The organism is Brumicola pallidula DSM 14239 = ACAM 615 (assembly GCF_000428905.1).
Lineage (GTDB): Bacteria > Pseudomonadota > Gammaproteobacteria > Enterobacterales > Alteromonadaceae > Glaciecola > Glaciecola pallidula.
Window position 1 is genome coordinate 513,223 of the sequence record NZ_KE386814.1, and the last position, 15,030, is coordinate 528,252.

13 protein-coding genes are annotated in these 15,030 nt (G+C 41.7%); 6 read left to right on the plus strand and 7 right to left on the minus strand.

The annotated features are described in order from the left end of the window. Position 1: 1 nt before the first annotated feature. Positions 2–1,024, plus strand: coding sequence for an NAD-dependent epimerase (locus tag G399_RS0113115; protein WP_006013175.1), 1,023 nt, complete (start codon positions 2–4; stop codon positions 1,022–1,024). A gap of 65 nt (positions 1,025–1,089) precedes the next feature. Here the strand turns inward: G399_RS0113115 and G399_RS0113120 are convergent, their stop codons facing one another. From G399_RS0113120 to G399_RS0113145, 6 genes are all read right to left on the minus strand, one after another. Further along, complete coding sequence (locus G399_RS0113120) at positions 1,090–4,290, minus strand: efflux RND transporter permease subunit (protein WP_006013178.1); 3,201 nt, start codon at positions 4,288–4,290, stop codon at positions 1,090–1,092. An 11-nt stretch (positions 4,291–4,301) separates the two neighbouring features. Continuing rightward, positions 4,302–5,579 carry an efflux RND transporter periplasmic adaptor subunit gene (locus tag G399_RS0113125; RefSeq protein ID WP_006013181.1) on the minus strand — a complete coding sequence of 426 codons (1,278 nt, stop codon included), beginning with the start codon at positions 5,577–5,579 and terminating at the stop codon, positions 4,302–4,304. Between the two features lie 53 nt (positions 5,580–5,632). Beyond that, a complete protein-coding gene (locus tag G399_RS0113130) occupies positions 5,633–6,883 on the minus strand; it encodes a TolC family protein (RefSeq protein WP_026843722.1) in 1,251 nt (416 codons plus the stop codon). Between the two features lie 91 nt (positions 6,884–6,974). After that, positions 6,975–7,349 (minus strand): hypothetical protein, encoded by a 375-nt coding sequence (locus G399_RS0113135; protein WP_006013187.1) that lies wholly within the window; start codon positions 7,347–7,349, stop codon positions 6,975–6,977. 93 nt (positions 7,350–7,442) lie between these two features. Further along, positions 7,443–8,345, minus strand: a complete 903-nt coding sequence (locus G399_RS0113140; RefSeq protein WP_006013189.1) for a cation diffusion facilitator family transporter — start codon at positions 8,343–8,345, stop codon at positions 7,443–7,445. Further along, complete coding sequence (locus G399_RS0113145) at positions 8,326–8,697, minus strand: DUF3703 domain-containing protein (RefSeq protein WP_006013190.1); 372 nt, start codon at positions 8,695–8,697, stop codon at positions 8,326–8,328. The genes G399_RS0113140 and G399_RS0113145 overlap by 20 nt, the downstream gene beginning before the upstream one ends. Positions 8,698–8,864: 167 nt before the next feature. Here G399_RS0113145 and cadR point away from each other — a divergent pair, with 167 nt between their 5' ends. Both cadR and G399_RS0113155 read left to right on the plus strand, forming a co-directional pair. Continuing rightward, complete coding sequence (gene cadR / locus G399_RS0113150; protein WP_026843723.1) at positions 8,865–9,254, plus strand: Cd(II)/Pb(II)-responsive transcriptional regulator; 390 nt, start codon at positions 8,865–8,867, stop codon at positions 9,252–9,254. 677 nt (positions 9,255–9,931) lie between these two features. Further along, on the plus strand, positions 9,932–10,522 hold the full coding sequence (locus tag G399_RS0113155; RefSeq protein ID WP_006013197.1) for a tetratricopeptide repeat protein: 591 nt from the start codon (positions 9,932–9,934) through the stop codon (positions 10,520–10,522). 93 nt (positions 10,523–10,615) lie between these two features. Here the strand turns inward: G399_RS0113155 and G399_RS22370 are convergent, their stop codons facing one another. After that, complete coding sequence (locus G399_RS22370; RefSeq protein ID WP_154658922.1) at positions 10,616–10,768, minus strand: hypothetical protein; 153 nt, start codon at positions 10,766–10,768, stop codon at positions 10,616–10,618. A 259-nt stretch (positions 10,769–11,027) separates the two neighbouring features. Between G399_RS22370 and G399_RS0113165 the strand changes: the two genes are divergently transcribed. From G399_RS0113165 to G399_RS0113175, 3 genes are all read left to right on the plus strand, one after another. Further along, complete coding sequence (locus G399_RS0113165; protein WP_006013200.1) at positions 11,028–12,347, plus strand: metallophosphoesterase; 1,320 nt, start codon at positions 11,028–11,030, stop codon at positions 12,345–12,347. A 156-nt stretch (positions 12,348–12,503) separates the two neighbouring features. Further along, positions 12,504–13,340 (plus strand): MipA/OmpV family protein, encoded by an 837-nt coding sequence (locus G399_RS0113170; protein WP_006013202.1) that lies wholly within the window; start codon positions 12,504–12,506, stop codon positions 13,338–13,340. A gap of 122 nt (positions 13,341–13,462) precedes the next feature. Continuing rightward, positions 13,463–14,941 (plus strand): S41 family peptidase, encoded by a 1,479-nt coding sequence (locus tag G399_RS0113175; protein WP_006013205.1) that lies wholly within the window; start codon positions 13,463–13,465, stop codon positions 14,939–14,941. Positions 14,942–15,030 lie beyond the last annotated feature (89 nt).

A 15,030-nucleotide genomic window follows, 5' to 3' on the forward strand; every position in this document is an offset into this window, starting at 1 on the left:
ATTGAAAATTTTAGTTACCGGCGCAGCAGGTTTCATCGGCGCCCACACATGTCGTCAATTACTTGATATGGACATGGATATCATCGGTATAGACAACATCAATGATTACTACGACATATCGCTTAAACAAGCGCGGTTGGATTGGATAGCAGAGCATGAAAATGCCGCTCGTTTCGAATTCATAAAGATGGATATTGCGCATCGTGATCCAATGGAAGCCTTGTTTGAAGCGCATAAATTCGATCGTGTTATTCATCTTGCAGCACAAGCGGGCGTTAGGTTTTCGATTGAAAACCCACATGCGTATATCGACGCTAATATTGTTGGCTTTATGAATATACTTGAGGGTTGTCGCCATCATGAGGTAGCGCACTTAGTGTATGCCTCATCAAGCTCGGTTTATGGCGCTAATGAAACGATGCCATTCAGTGTTGACGATAATGTTGACCATCCGGTTTCACTCTACGCAGCTAGCAAGAAAGCCAATGAATTGATGGCTCACACCTATAGCCATTTATATAATTTACCAACAACCGGCTTACGTTTCTTTACGGTATATGGTCCTTGGGGCCGCCCTGATATGGCGCCGTTTAAATTTACCAAGGCGATCAGCGCGGGTGAACCTATCGATGTTTATAATTTTGGCAATCATCGCCGTGATTTCACCTATATTGACGACATTGTATCAGGCGTTATTAAAACCATGATGCATGTCGCTAAGCCTGATCCAAACTGGGACGCTAAGTCACCTTCTCCTAGTTCAAGCAAAAACCCATGGCGTATTTATAACATTGGTGCACAAACACCAGTACACCTGCTTACGTTTATTGAAACGATAGAGAAAGCACTCGGTAAAACCGCTGAAAAGAATTTATTGCCGATGCAGCCAGGTGACGTAGTGGCAACCTACGCTGATGTTGAAGCATTGGTTAAGGAAGTGGGTTATCGCCCAAGTACTAACCTAGATGACGGTATTGCTGCTTTTGTTGAATGGTATAAAGATTTTTATAAAATTGATGCGTAAAAGTAGTTGCTAAAAAAAAGGTCAAATTGTGGCTGCAATTTGACCTTTAGAGTAAAGCGAAATTACTATCTCTGCATTTCTTCTATTTTATCTTTTGAAAACCATGCATAGAGCACGGGTAATACAAATAAGGTTAAGAAGGTTGCAGATACTAAGCCACCGACAATAACAATAGCCAGCGGGCGTTGAATTTCTGCGCCAGCACCACTTGATAAAATCATGGGAATTAGGCCTAACGCTGTTGTTATTGCGGTCATTAATACCGGGCGAAGTCTTGATATTGCTCCTTCGTAAATCGAGTCAACAATGTTGTCCGTGCCCCTTTCTACTCTTAAGTTTATTGACTCTACCATCACCACGCCGTTTAGAACGGCGACACCAAATAGTGTAATAAAGCCAATCGAACTCGGCACAGACAAATATTGCCCAGAAATATAAAGAGCAACAATACCGCCGATCATCGCCAGTGGTAAATTAACGAGTATTAATGCTGCTTGTCCTACACTACCAAAAGCAAAATAAAGCAGTAGAGCAATCATAGCAATAGACAATGGCACAACAATGGCGAGACGCTGCTGCGCCCGCTGTTGGTTTTCAAACTGCCCGCCAATATCAACCGAATAACCCGTAGGTAAATCCACTTTATCTTTAATGGCTTGTTGAATGTCCGTTACTACACTGCCCATATCTCGGTCTTGTACATTGGCCTGAATAACTACTCGACGTTGCACATCGTCACGACGTACTTGTGGTGGACCGGATTGTATTGAAATATCAGCCACATCACCTAAACGAACCCATGCACCAGAGGGCGCTTGTAAACGTAAATTGCTAATCGCTTGTTGATCTTCGCGAAATTCTTTAGCAAGGCGTAAATAAATGTCATAGCGCTCGTTACCGTTGATCACTTGCCCTGTTTGGCGGCCACCAATGCCATCTCGTACCAATTCCATAACATCGCTCACCGATAAGCCATATCGAGAGAGTTGTTGACGGTTTGGCATGACCACTAATTGTGATTCACCTGCAATTTGCTCCATCGCTATATCACGCGCACCTTCGACCCCTTGTATTGCGTCGACGATAGCTTGGCCTTGCTGTGCTAGTACGTCTAAATCAGGGCCAAAAAGTTTTATTGCTAATTGCGCTTTTACCCCTGATAACAATTCATCAACGCGCGTGGCAATAGGCTGTGAGAAGTTAAGTAGTAAACCTGGAAATTGCTCAAGCTTTTGTTCCATCAATATTTGTAACTCTTGACGTGTTGACGCACTGACCCAATCTTTATGGTCTTTTAAGCCGATATATATTTCTATATTACTGACCGGCTCAGGGTCGCCACCAACTTCAGCACGCCCAATGCGGCTAGTTGTATAAGTCACTTCTGGAAATGTCATTAGAATTTTTTCAAGCTTAGGGGCAACGCTCAATGCGGTTTCTAGACTGGTTGAAGGTGCCATTGTTGCTCTCAAGTTAATAGTGCCTTCTTCTAACTCAGGCACAAACTCGGTACCAAGTTGCGTTACTAATAATAAAGCGGCAACTAACAATGATACCGAACCTATCAATACGGCTTTGGTTGATTGCATTGCTTTACTTAAGCTTGCTCGATACGCTTTTTCTAAATAAGCAACAATCGGGCTAACCTTCGTTTTTTCTTTGCCAAGAGAAATACCTTTTTGAAAGAAAAAGCTGGCCAGCGCAGGAACAACGATTAACGCCACCATTAAAGAGGCGACCATGGCGAGCATAATACTCATGGCCATGGGTTGGAATAACTTACCTTCCACGCCTTCTAAACTAAATAATGGCGCAAAAACCACCATAATAATACTTACCGCAAAGAAAATAGGTTTGGCAACTTCACGTGCAGCTACCTGAATTCTCAGACCAACGCCTCTATCTTCACCCGCGTCAAAGTGATGACTGCCTTCATGGCGGCGATCAGGTTGTGACAAATGTTTAAAGATGTTTTCCACCATAACAACAGCGCCATCCACCATCATACCAATAGCGACTGCTAAACCGCCTAATGACATTAAATTTGCTGATAAACCATAGTAAGCCATGAGCGTTAATGCCATGCCAACTGACAATGGAATGGAGATTAAAACTAAAATTACCGCACGGACATTAAGCAAAAACAACGCTAAAACAATAATAATAAAGATGAAAGCCTGTACTAGTGCGGTTGTTACCGTACTAACGGCTTTTTCAATTAAATCAGCTTGGTCATAAATAGGCTCAAAAGTAACACCATCAGGCAAAGCTTGTTGAATTAACGGGATACGAGATTTAATACCATCAATAGTCACTTTAGTATTTGAACCCATGCGTTTAAGTACAATACCCGACACCACTTCACCTAAGTGTTTAATACCTGTTTCACGTCCTTGTTCATCAGTAGTGCGCTTAGTCATGGTGACTGCGCCTTGGCGAATTTCACTACCAAACTCTACGCTAGCCACATCAGATACTTTAATCACAGTACCATTAATGGTCTTTAACGGAATTTGCCCTATTTCTTTTAAACCTAGTTGGTTAGCACTTAACAAACCAACACCACGAATAACCAGTTGCTCTTGGCCCCGGTCCATATACCAGCCACCCGCATTGCCGTTGTTAGCGTCTAGTGCATTAGCCACATCTTCTAGAGTTAACTCATAAGCAAGCAAACCTGATGGGTTTACATTGACTTGGTATTGTTTAACATGTCCGCCAAAGGCTAATACATCAGTAACACCGTCAACAGGCATGAGTAAAAGTTTGACAACCCAGTCGTTCAAACTACGTAATGACATATTGTCATAGCCAGAGTCTTTATCAGCAAGCAGTACGTATTGATATACTTGCCCTAAACCTGAAGTGTTAGGACCAATTTCAGGCGTGCCAACGCCATCGGGGATCATTTCTCTGGCTGATTGCAAGCGTTCAAATACAAGCGATCGGGCAAAGTAAATATCGGTACCTTCTTTAAAAACAACAGTAATGCCTGAAAGCCCGGTTTTGGAAATTGAGCGAACTTCTTCTACATCGGGAAGGGCGTACATAACTGCTTCAATGGGGAAGGTTATCAGTTGTTCAACTTCTTCGGAAGCAAGTCCTGGCGCTTCGGTATTAATAGTAACCTGTATATTGGTTACATCAGGGAAAGCATCTAAATTTAATTTAGGGATCATAAATAGGGCCGATGCTGTCAAGGCAACTAAGGCGATGATCACCAATAGTCGATTTGTGACAGACCAGTCAATAAGTTTGTTTAGCATCTGTCTTACTCCTAATGGTTGTGGGCATCAAAGCCGCCTTTGGCGATTTCTGCTGCAACATAAAATGCACCTTTTACAACAATGTTTGTACCGGCGGTGATGCCTGATATTTCACGCATTTTTTGTGAGGTATCCATATCAGATAAGGTACGTCCTAATACAACTTCAACGCCTTTGTATTGGCCGTTTTCTTCAACAAATACTTGCCAGTCGCCATCACTACCGCGCATGAGTGCCTCTTCAGGTACTGCAAACACTTGCTGCTCGGTAGCAAAAGAAAAGTAAACATCGGCAAATAAGCCCGGATGAAGCTTATGATCATCATTTTCAACTTGTAAACGAACAATACGCGTACGCGTTATTGGGTCTATAGTGTGTGCTTTTTGGGTAACGCTTGCGGTGTAGCTGGTGTCGCCAATCACAACTTGGGCAGCAGAGCCTACTGGAATATAAAGCTGCATGGTGGGTGCTAAACGCGCTTCAACCCATAGAGTCTGCTCATTAGTCAACTCAATTAAGGTGTCACCAGATGCAAAGTGTTGTCCTTGGCGAAAATTATCTGAAAGCACCGCGCCCGCTATTTCTGCATTTAGCGTATACTCGCCGAGTTTTTTCATCCGTGATTTTGTTAAGGTTTTAATGGCCGCTGTGGATAAACCAAAGGCTGATAAACGGGCATAATCAGATTCAAAATCAGCTTGTGCTTCAACATAACGTCTATCACCAACCGCTTTTCGTCCTAATTTTTGCACACGTTGCCATTCTGCATTAGCGACGTAATAACTTGCCTGGGCGTCAGCTACCGATTCACTAAAAAGTGTGACTAAGACTTGATCTTTTTCAACATGATCTCCTAAGGCTACGTGGCGCTTAAGTACGATAGAATCAACCCGGGGTGACACTAAATAGCTAGTGTAATCATTAGCCTTTATTTCGCCCGGTGCATAAATATCATATGATAGCGTTTGTAAAGACAGTGGCTTTGTTTCAATTTCAGCTAATGAAAGCTGGCCACTGGTAAGCTTAACACCAGCACTTTCTTCCTCTTTACCACCGTGACCATGCTCATCTTCTCCTTTTCCTTCTCCTTCAGTGGTGTGGTCATCTTTTCCTTCAGTGGTGTGGTCATCTTTACCTTCAGTAACCTGCTCTGCTTCATGAACGCCGGCATTTTCTTGATGTTTAGGCGCTTTTTCAGCCCCTTGACTATTCGCTGATGATATAGCGCTTAGAGAAGCCAATCCAAAAAATAAGCTGGTGAGGGCAATTAATGTAATTTTCTTGTTCATATTTATTTTTCCAAAATTTGTTTCTATGCTGAAAACCAAGTTAAGTAATGCTATCAATGCGACATTTGCTCGATTGCTTGATTTACCTGTCCAACTTGCAATAGCCATTCGATTTGACTTAGATGGTATTGGCTTTGTAACTCAATACCCGCATTAAGACCTTCTGCACGTTGTTGTAGAGCAAGTAAGTACTCTGTCGTGCTTAAGTCACCGCTTTGCCATTGTTTATGCAGTAAATCACCACTACGCTCACCTCTGCCTTCCATTAATTTTTGCCAACGTTGATAGTTCTGTTGATAAACCATTAAAGTGTCTGCTGCCGCTTGGATCGCATACTTTTGTTTGCGAAACACCGAGCGAAAATTAGCTTCTGCCGCTATAGACTGCTGGTTTGCAGCCTTTGCTTGAGCCGAGAAATCTTGGCGGATATTCAGTGGCATAGAAAAAGTGAGACCCAGCGTATTTTCTCTAGCTGTTTTGCCTGCGTTAACACCAATGGTTGGTTCTGCTTTGGTGTTTAGAATTGCAAGTTGAGCATCACCTTTGCTTATTTGCCACTGTACTTTTGCTTCAACTACCAAGGGGTGTTGTTCAAGCCACTGCGGTGATGATTCATAGTTACTGAACGTTAAACCTTGTGCAGGCAAAACAACTGTGTCGGGCGTCCAATCTTGCAATAACTCTTTAACTTGAGCTTGAGCTTGCTTTAGTTGAACTTGAGTTTTTGCCGTTACGTTCAATATTTGAGTTAAACTCAAGAAAGTTAATTCGGCATCAATTTGCCCTAAATCACCGGATTGTTGACGCTTTGTGACTAAGTCAAGGATGGTACCTAGTTGCTTTTCCTGCTCCAGCGCGACAACGGATTGCTTTTTAGTTGCCTGCCAAGTAACTAATGCTTGTAATGCTTGAGCGGTTTTTTCTTGCACTAGGTAATTAAAGTGTTTGCTCGCTTGCGTTAAACTGAAATCAGCTATTTGTGCTTTGGTTTCTCGTTTATTCCACCAATCAATCTTTTGGTTTATACCGATAGTGAAATTATTAGCATCTCCCTCTCGTTCATATCCCGTTTGTAATTCAGGATTATATAGAGGTTGCTTGTTCCCCAGTGCCATAGAAAATATTGCATTCATGGTTTCTCTGGCAGCCACAATATCTGGATGTTTGTTAACTTGAAGGGCCAACCATACTTCTTTTGTTTTATCTGTAGATTGTTCCTGCGCAGCACTTATGCTCTGAGAAAAAATCACAGATAAACCGAAGCATATTAAGGCTCCAGTATGTTTTACTGATGTATATGTCATTATTTGAACTCATGATCTAATTAATATAAAACGAGCAACAAAACCCAAAGGCATTTGTTGTTATCTATTTTTTTATAATATTGATAGTGAGCTAAACTTTTGGGGGGCGTAATAATCGACTGACTTGGCCGTCAATCATGGTTTTGAGATAGAAAAATTCATGCACCTGCGCCACCAATAGGATTTTTTGAGAATGTTGTTGAGTGACCCATTGTACATGGGTGCCATGGCAGTGGCCGCAGTGATGACAGTCAGCCGGATTATGCTGATTAACCGTTGTATCGTTCTTATCATCAACTTGCTGAAGCGGGGTGCTTGGCGTTTTGTCATCAACACTGTGCTGATGCGTTTGTTGTAAATGCTCTGTATCCATTGCATGAAAGTCTAATGAATTGGCGACAGCAGAAAATGACTGAAACAAAATCAGCAGTATTGTGCAGTATCCGATTATTCGTTGACGTGTCATGTACAAGCCATGGTTAAGGTAATAGTCATTTCGTTTGGCACTATAGTGGAAATCAATGTGCTTGAAAAGCCCACCATGATTACTTTCGTATAGTTACGCATTTGTATTGTCATCTCGGCATTGTTCATCAGCAAACTCTAGCTCAATCGTCGTATGCACAAATTCAAATACAGCAAGCTCCTCTTGAAGCTGACGTTTAAGCGTTTGAATCTGCGATACAGTAGCCTCATTAGTTAACACTAAGTGCGCCGTCATCACGTTTTGTTCGCCGTCCAATGACCATATATGAAAGTGATGAAGCGCGTCTACCTCTGACTTTGAGAGTAATACGCTGCGCACTTTTTCAACTTGCTTACTATCGGGTGTCGCTTGCAAAAAAAGCAAGAGTGTTTCTTTTAAATTGCGGACAACATTAAATAAGATAAACAGGGTAAAACCGATTGATAATATAGGGTCTAATATAGGCCAAGGTTTAAACATCAAGACGACCGATACAATAAAAACAGCTACCCAACCTAGCACGTCTTCAAGTAAGTGCCAGTTGAGAACACGTTCATTCAAAGAGTCGCCATCACTTAATTTATAGGCAGCAAATCCATTTACAGCCATCCCGAATATAGACAGCAACAGCATGCCTTCAGCGTGAGGCATTTCAGGTGCTGCGAGTCGAGGAATTGCTTCAAATAATATCCACACAGAACCAACCGTGAGTACTAAGCCGTTAATCAACGCACCGAGCAATGAAAAGCGTTTGTAGCCATAAGAGAAGGTGTTGTTAGCCTCTTTATCGCTGAGCTTATTAAGTATCCATGCAGTGCCAATAGATAAACTATCGCCCAAATCATGCACGGCATCGGCCATGATGGCCGTACTGTTAGTGAGCCAACCACCAATAAATTCGATGATAGTGAATACAACATTAAGAAAAAACGCCCACCCAATGCGTTTCGAAGCATTATCGCCACTACCCTGATGGCTATGGTCGTGACTGTGCATGTTTAATTCTCGCTATCGTTTCTTTGTTTTGTGCTGATATAGGCATCGGTCTAAACGGATTGACGTTGGCGCCACCGGTATTGCCTGTGGGAATGAGTCCTATCGCCGTTTTTGTGAACGCGCCGATTAGTCTACATAGTTGCCCGGTGACTTCTTTGTAATTACGCATTGCTAGTCCATGTCGCAGCATCTTAAGATGCACAAGCGAATGGAAATATGTCGACTGCTGCCCGATAACATGAGCATCTTCAAGTAATGCAAAGCTTTTATCGTATTTACGGCACGCCTGAGCCTTCGAAGCTTGTTTAAACTTATCTTCAATGTATGGTTTTGCTGCTTGATTAAAGGTCATGTTTGTTCTTCTCTAATGAGTAATCTGATATAAACTTTGTTTTGCGAGGCATCATTAATTTGTACGCCGCAATCACATCCACACATACTGAATTATCGTACTGCAATTGAATAGAATGATTGTAAAGTCTATACTTAGTATAGAGTCAATACTTTATTGAGGTCTTCGTGAAAATTGGTGCGTTATCAAAACAAACTAGCTGTTCTATACAAACAATTCGATACTATGAGCGTGAAGGACTACTTGCCCAAACGAAGCGCACCCAAGGCAACTATCGGCTGTATGGGAAAGACGCTCTCCAGCGCCTGACTTTTATAAAGCAATGCAGGGCGCTAGACATGTCAATTCAGGAGGTAAAGCAACTGATCGAAAACCGAGAAAATCCTGAAAGTAGCTGTGCCTCAATTACGGACACTATAGAGGAGCATCTTGCAGAAGTAAGCGCTCGGATTGAAGATTTAACAGCATTAAAAGTAACATTGCTTGGGATGTCGAGTGCGTGTGATGGTGAAGGTAAAATAAAAGATTGCGGTGTTTTGAAAAAATTGAGTGAATGAGCAACCTATTATAAACGATGCACGTTCTTTGAAGAGCGATATCGGAAAGACGAGGCATTCGGGGATTACAAAAGCAATAAATTGACGTTAAGACATCTAAGACTGCCTAGCTCTATAGGCTTTAAACAAGATGCAATGTCTGCTATATAGAAGCGTGCACTTCAAACTTCCACACTAATTTAGCTATCAAACCAAGTTGAGCCAAAGCAAATGCAGTGTCATAAAAATGTCACTAACGGTTCACTTTTTTGTAAAGAACTAAGCCGAAGAGAATATTCAAAACATTAACCTACATCTGCGGAATGGAGGCGCACTGATTTTTTTCCTGCTGGAGAAGTATCTAGATTACGCCCGTATGGTATTCGCGGCACAAAATGGCAAAGTGGCTTTTTAAGAATAGCCAAGGTTAATCATTGCCCTATTCTGTCCGTGTATTTGGACGCTCAAAAATCAGCCTTTTTTTACAATATTGCTAAAAACAAACCCGGCGTGTTTTCTACTCAAACTCCTATTGCCATGCTACCTTTTCTTGACGAAGCTCTTGAATTGCTCCGACTGTAACGAGGAGCGGAAATGTGTTAAATTTTGTACTAATCTAGTAAGAATAAAGATTCAACGCCGATTTATGGCTAGCTTGCACTTAATTACTCCCTAAAGTCATCGTTTTTAAGGATATCATGAAGAAAATAATTCGTTTTTTAGTTTTGTTAGCAGTAATTGTAGTGGGTTTTTACTTACTAATGACCGGCCTTGTTATTTTTGCTGGTCTGGCTGCCGCCGTTGGCTTAGTTTGGCTTTATCTGCGTTATTTCGGAAAGGGCTCCAATGTGACTTATTCGAGCAAAGGTGTCACGATCGATCAGGTCTCTGCGTCCGTTCCTACGTCAGGATCAACATCTGAAGAAGCAAAAGAGGCTGATGTTGTTGAAGAGTTGCGAGCAGAAACTGTTGATCCCGAAGTCGAGGTTAAACCAGATACGCATGACGTTTATGCACTCTATAACTTATATGAAATAGAAGCGCGAGCCTATTGCGCGTCACCGGGGCCTAAATTACCCACGATTGTCGATGATATTATTGCGCTAACCAATCATGTCGACGCTGATGATCAGCTTCGTGCAAAAACTTACCGATTGCTCGGGGAGTTGTATGAGGCCAATGATAATGTGGTGTCCGCTTTAGACTATTACGAGACGGCTTTAGCACTCGATGCGAAAGTGGGTGTTAAGCGTAAGATCACCAAATTGCAAAAAATGACTGAGTCATAGTGCATCATTATCAAGGTTATCGACGAACCTAACTCGACAGATAGCTACGCCAATTTCCAAAGAGATTAAGGATGATCATTGGCGCAGATATACTTATAGGCTTGAGGAGTTCCCTCCTGATAATCGCATCACGTTTTCCACAGTTGCCTGGTCAATAACCGCGTTAGCGTCAAATAATACGAGGTCAGCAAAAGCACCTAATTTGATGACGCCTCGGTTTTTTATGCCCACATGCTGCGCCTTCATGGCGGTTACTTTAGTTGACTGCCACGTGCACGATAGAGGAAGGCTATCTCGTCGCCACAGGGTCGAGATATGGTTTTTATTAATGCCCATCCTATTATGCCCAGTTCAGCGTAGATTTGGACGACAATAGGAACCAAGTGATAATAAGTTAAGCTCTCGTTAACTTAATTCGATGTAGTCTGTTTGCATTGAATTCGCTCTTTACCTTGGGAATTGCAAGCGAGCACATGTGTGGTTTGCAAAAAGATACGGACATTATATGAAAAAAATTCTAATTTTACTTTTTAGCATCATTATTTTTATCGCCTTTTCGACGGCTATTTGGTTTTCGAAGTCAACGGTAATAAAAACATCGGGCGATATTTATCATTCTATTCTTCTTCCCATTGGTTTTGACGGAGGCGGGATAAAATGGCGAGCTAATTTTTCAATACATGCAGAAAATCCCAACTTAGCTTCTTTACAAGGACCTATCGTTTATGTTGATAACAACGAATATGTAGCGCATTGGATTTGCGCAAGCGAAGTACAAGTCAAAACCAGTAAACCTGCATTCTCAATTGAATGCCAAGACCGTTCCTACTCTTATCAATTGCACACTGCATTGTTATCTGAAACCTTCGCCAAGGCAGAATATGCTATGCCTAATGACATTGCGGTAATAAGTGACTTAGAGGGTGATGCCGCATTTTTTAATGAATGGGCGCGCTTAGCCGGTGTGACCGATGAAAATGGTAACTGGGCTTTTGGCGATGGTCACTTAGTCATCGCAGGCGATAGCGTGGATAGAGGGCGACAAGTATTTGACTTATTGTGGCATTTGTATCATCTGCAGCAACAAGCATTTGATGCTGGCGGGCGTGTGCATATGCTAATTGGTAACCATGAACAATATGCATTTGTAAGCCAAATAAAAAGTGTCGAAACAGAGCACCTGTGGGCTGCATCACAAATAAGCAAAACCCACGCCGGCTTAGCAGCTGTTTCGCCCTTAGGTTATGCTGACGTCTACAGTGAAAAAACAATTTTAGGGAAGTGGCTACTCGCTCAGCCCGTTGTCCTCAAATTAGGTGATATTTTGTTTACTCACGGGGGCATCAGTCCGACCTTACTCGCCGCTGGTTTATCATTAACAGAGATTAACAACATGCATATTAGGGTCTTAAAAGCTTATGCAACAAAAGACGATGTAGTTGATGATGAATTTACATTAATGCATGGTAATGAATCGCCCACTCAATATCGAGGATATGTGCAAGCCGGAGATGAATATCCATTAGCAAACGCTGAATTAATTCAACAAACGAAAGCACATTTTGATATTAAACGAATAGTCGTAGGTCACAACTCCATAGATAGTTTGACTGCTAGCTTCAATAACTCCGTATTTGTAGTAGATAACCTGCGTTCAAAACCCCAATCATTGTTTTTTGTAAACGGCGAACCTGAAATTAGAAACATAGGCGAAACGCGAATACGCTATAAAGACACCGCAATGAGTAGCCGCGAGTTTGACGTATTTAATCAGGATGATTGGCAAGCGTTTCTTGGTGTTTTTGGCAACAGGCCAAGAAATTAACCAAAAGGTAAGTCCCCCCACGTCTACATTATCAACAATCAAAAAATAGCCTTCGTAAGTGAGGCTACACATTGTTACAAACGCTGCATCTTGATACGTTTTTTGTGTTTAATGAAAAATATACTGCATGGGTATTCAACTAACTAGGAAGTAAACATGCAGTCTTCACACATAAAAAAATTATCACTTGTTGCGATGTTGTCAGTCGCTTTTTCACCATTTACTCACTCCGCAGATATTGCACGCGAATTGCGCAGCAATGCAGATAACAATAGCGTTCCTGAAAATTTCTTTGAGATAGGCGTAAATGCAGAACTTGAAGTTGGCTCATCTTTCACTGACGACGATGGCAAAGGATCTGATTTGGGCATTAGCTTCAGTGGAAGTTACAACTGGAATGATTTTTTCATCGATGTCGGGATGGAAACGTCCGAACCATTGGTCATAGGATATAACGCGTACAAAAGTGATAACTGGTCTTTTGACTTAATATTAGGCGTGACCGAAGGGGGTCTATCTAAAGACACCGACGATCGTTTTATCGGTATCATAAAAAGACAAAGTAGCACTATGTTGGGCGGACGCTTAACTGGATATTTTGGAAAAAATATTTTGCAGGTATCCATTAAGCATGATGTCAGAGGCCGAAGTAAAGGTACGGTTGCATCAGCATTGTTAGGGCGCAATTGGCAAGTTAATGACTGGAATTTTCAGAGCTTAGCAGGGCTAACTGTGGCGGATGCTAAGTTCAACGATTATTACTTAGGTGTATCAAACGAAGAATCAAACCAAACTAACTTTGCAGCATACGATGGCAAAGTCTCAGTACACTTTAATTCATCAGTCGGTGTTACTTACCCTATTTCAGAAAGTTGGGAGTTTCGAGCAGCGGCTCATGTAGGCTCAGATTTTGGATATAATGACAGCCCTTTGTTTAGCGAAAAGAGAGACTTTTATACGGGTATTAGTTCAAGTATTACCTACGAATTTTAAGATGCTAAGCAAAATATAGCCCTTTTTCATTAACGTCACTTACTACTTTTCTAAATGATACCTCGAACAATTCGGGGGCATTTAGAAAACAAAAAAACACCTAAAATTACAGGAATATACCCATGCGACATTCGCAATTTGCAAAATTAACCTGGTTCTCATGCATCACACTTAGTTTGATCCTAAGTGGCTGTAAAGATGATAATAATACACCGGATATCCCAGCTACCAGTGCTGATCCATTAGTTGGAATTTGGCAAGCACCCGCCTACGGGCAAGTGCTAGATATGCAAGCCGACAGCCATCAGTTATATCAGCTTACCTCCGTGTCTTGCCAAAGAATTGAATTTGACATGGCGCATGATAAATTAAAAAGCAGTATGCAGGTCAGTAATGATAACAACTCTATTGTTAACACTTTTACCGGTGTCAAAAATCCTGGCATCGTGATGCACAAACAAAATAGCTTGCCCGATCTTTGTGTAAACGACTTAACAGCAAACAAAGGCGAAGCCAATTATCAATTCGATGCGCAGCAAGATTTTGAAATATTTTGGCAAACCTTTAGTCAATACTATGCATTTTTTGACATTGAAGATGTAGATTGGGACGAAGTCTTTCAATTAGCTAATAACCAAATTAGCCCTCAGACCACTGAAGCTGAATTAGTTGATATATTGACTCAAATGGTGGAGCCCTTACAAGATTTTCATGTGGATGTGAACAACGAAGAATTAGATATCCAATTTTCGGTGCACAGAAAAGACAATCTATACGACATAGCGCTACAAGACTTTATGTTTACCCAGCAAGTTGAATTACCCTTTGAGCCGGAGCAAGAAGAGGCCTTTGAGATTTACTTTGAAAATGCTGAACAGCAATATCGTGAAGCCATTGGCAGCCATTTTGTGATTGACTCGGATATTGAAACGGATGACAACGAAACTCTGTTTTGGGCAACATTTGAGAATAATATTGGTTATCTAAATGTGGACACTATGGACTTAAATGAAATTGGAGATAGCGATAATAGCGTGGAACAAAATAAAGCGCTGTTGGCTGAGACCTTGGATGAGGTGATGGAATACTTTGCTGATGTAGACGGCGTCATTATTGATGTGCGATACAATCTTGGCGGAGATGATTTTGCGAGTACGATGATCGTCAGCCGCTTCATTGATAAATTTTTACATGTGTACAGTAAACAGGCGAGGCTGGGTGACAGTCGCACGCCCCTGCAACAAGTTATCATTGGCTCCCAAGGTAGTAGACAGTTTCTTGGACCTGTAGCAGTGATGACGAGTGCATCCACCTCTAGTGCGGCTGAAACTTTTGCCATGAGCATGCGTCAACGAGCAAATACCACGTTAGTAGGCGAAGCAACTGCCGGTGGTTTCTCTGATGGACTTGATAAAGTACTACCCCATGGCACTGAATTTAGTTTGTCGAATGAATTTTACCTCACACCAGACAATGAAGAGTTTGAAGGCGTGGGAGTACCGGTGGATATTGAACAGGCATTTTTTACCTTAGAACAACGTGAACAAGGTATTGATTTAGGCTTGGAAAAAGCCGAGGCGTGGATTATGCAGCAGCAATAATGAGTTTATTTAAAGCAAATATAATTAAATTATATAGTTGAAGCTTGGCAGTTATCACTCACATTGAATGATCTTATGCTACACTTTGT